The organism is Streptomyces pathocidini (assembly GCF_001418495.1).
GTDB lineage: Bacteria > Actinomycetota > Actinomycetes > Streptomycetales > Streptomycetaceae > Streptomyces > Streptomyces pathocidini.
This window is the reverse complement of the sequence record NZ_LIQY01000678.1, coordinates 1-2,517: the sequence shown is the minus strand read 5'-3', so window position 1 is coordinate 2,517 and position 2,517 is coordinate 1. Positions and strand designations below refer to the sequence as shown.

Genomic DNA, 2,517 nt, shown 5'->3' with positions numbered 1-2,517 from the left:
GACTGGGACAGCCCGAGCGCCTCGGACAGCGAGCGGGTCGATGGCACGGGGCCTCCGCCCTGGGCTTTCTCCACCGCCGCCGCGACGTACCGCTCCGCGTCCTCCCGGTTGCCGCTGCGCGGGCGCCCGGAGCGGGGCGCGTCGGACAGCCCGTCCACCCCGCGGCGCAGAAACCTCTCCCGCCACTTGGCGACCGTCGCGGGGCTGATGTCCAGCCGCTTCGCGACCGTCGCGTTGGGCAGTCCCTCGGCGCAGGCCAGCACGATCCGGCTGCGCGTGCGCAGCGCGCCGGACGGCCGCGCCGACCAGTCCAGCAGTGTCGCGCGATCCGCCTCGGTCAGCTGCGGAAACCTCGGTACGTCATGAACCGTCACGGGCTCGGGCCACCTCCGTAGATTCAGGAAGTTATGACTCGATGGCGTGGGATGCAATACGGCCGTCGCCAACTTTTAACGTTGCAAGGCCTCTTGACGCCACATCCGCAGCCACATATTAACTAATCGTTGCTCGATTATTGACCCAATAAAACGTTGAGGTCTCGGTGGCGAGTCTCCGAGGCGGTCAGTCTCCGAGGAGGAGCCATGCGTCAACCGCGAAGCGGACGGGTTCGGAGGCGGGCGGCCGTGCGTGCCGTACGCGGGGCAGGCGGGACGAGGGGGGTGCGCGCGGTGCCGCTGGTGCTGGCGGCGCTGGCGCTCACTGCTTGCGGCGGAGGCGGGTTCTCCGACGGCGGCGGCTCGGCGGGGTCCGAGAAGGGCGGCACCGTCCGCATGCTCGTCAACATCACCCCCAACCTCACCCAGGACTACTGGGAAGGGCTGGTCAAGCCCTTCGAAGCGGCGCACGACGGTGTGGACGTCAAGATCGAGGCGCCCTCCGGCAAGGGCGTGGCCGACACGCTCCAGCAGCAACTGGCCGCCGGGAACGCCCCCGACGTCGTCGAGACGCTCATGGTGGACGAGGCCCTGGCCCCGCAGATGCTGGAGCTGACCGACCAGCCCTGGGTCAAGGACACCCCGCTGGTGCGGGAGGCCTCGCTCGACGGCAAGGTCTATACCGTGGGCGTCGGCGAGCAGGCCCAGTCGCTGGTCTTCTACAACAAGGACGCCTTCGCCGAGGCCGGGATCGACCAGCCGCCCACCACGCTGGACGAACTGACCGCCGCCATGGGCAAGCTGAAGAAGGCCGGCTACCTCCCGCTGCTGACCTCCGGCGAGTTCGCCACCGGCCTCCAGCTCCTCCAGCTCGCGAACCCCTCACTCGCCCAGTCCCACCCCACCTGGTACGAGGACGTCGAGAGCGGCAAGTCGACCGTCGGCGCCACCATGCTCCCGTACCTGGAGCGCTACCAGTCCTGGCTGAAGAGCGGCTACGTCGACAAGAACGCGCTCGGGCTCAAGTACGCGGACGCCGAGGCGAAGTTCCTCTCCGGCAAGGCCGGCATGTACGTGATGGGCAGCTGGTTCACCGCCTCCGAGGCCAAGGCCGAGAAGGACTTCGAGGTCGGCGCCTTCGCCGCGCCCGTGGACAAGGGCCAGGACCACCCCGGCCCGCAGGGCGCCACGATGGCCGCCCCGTACATGGTCCTCAAGGCCACCGAACACCGCGACCTGGCCACCGAGTTGGTGGAGTACCTGGTCACCGACCCCGCAGCGGTCAAGAGCCAGCTCCAGCAGGACGGCAACTTCCGCAAGGGCGTCGAGCGGAAGTTCACCCCGCTGGAGAAGGACGTCCAGGCGGTCCTCGACAGCGCCCCCCAGCGCGTCGCCCAGGGCGAGGGCTACGGGGACACCACCCTGCCGCGCGGGTTCAACGCCGCCTGGAACACCGAGGTGCAGGGGCTGTACGTGGGCCGCTCGCCCGAGCAGGTCGCCGACGCCGTGGACCGCTGGGTCCGCGACCACTCCTGAGCGCGGGAGCCTGCCATGACATCGAACCACCCAGGGCCGGGGAGGAGAGCCGGCCGCCAGGGGCTCGTCACGGCTGCCATGGTCGTCCCGGCGACCCTCCTCTACACGGTCATGCTCGCCGTCCCCGTAGGCCTGGCCGGCTATCTGAGCCTCACCGACTGGGACGGCTACAGCTCGGAGCCCGGCTTCGTCGGCGCGGACAACTACGCCGACCTGTTCGGTGACGCGGGCCTGCGCAACGCCGCCACGGTCACCCTGGCCGTGGCGGTGGCCGGCACGGTGGGGCTGAACGCCCTCGGCCTGGGCTTCGCCCTCCTGCTCAACGGGAAGGCGCGGGGGAACGCGTTCTTCCGGATGGTGATGTTCTATCCGCACGTGCTCAGCGCGCTCGTCGTCGGCTTCCTGTGGAGCGCGATCCTCGGCACCACGGGCGCCGTCAACAGCCTGATCACCGCCCGCGGCGGCGAGGTCCTGCCCTTCCTGTCCGACCCGGACTGGGCGCTGGCCACCCTGGTCGCCGTGGTCGTCTGGGCGGCGTTCGGCGTGAACGTCGTCCTCTACCTCGCCGGACTCCAGGCCGTGCCGCACTCGCTGGTCGAGGCGGCCC

General features: G+C 70.2%; 3 protein-coding genes. 2 read left to right on the top strand and 1 reads right to left on the bottom strand.

All coding sequences use genetic code 11. From position 1 onward, the window contains the following. A partial coding sequence (locus AOK16_RS24380) for a helix-turn-helix domain-containing protein (protein ID WP_157859341.1) occupies positions 1-374 on the bottom strand: 374 nt, incomplete at its 3' end. 249 nt (positions 375-623) lie between these two features. On the opposite strand from AOK16_RS24380, the gene AOK16_RS24375 reads away from it, so the two are divergent. Together AOK16_RS24375 and AOK16_RS24370 are read left to right on the top strand one after the other, a co-directional pair. Beyond that, complete coding sequence (locus AOK16_RS24375; RefSeq protein WP_240483734.1) at positions 624-1,910, top strand: ABC transporter substrate-binding protein; 1,287 nt, start codon at positions 624-626, stop codon at positions 1,908-1,910. A gap of 15 nt (positions 1,911-1,925) precedes the next feature. Further along, on the top strand, positions 1,926-2,517 hold a 592-nt coding region (locus AOK16_RS24370; RefSeq protein ID WP_169790956.1), incomplete at its 3' end, for a carbohydrate ABC transporter permease.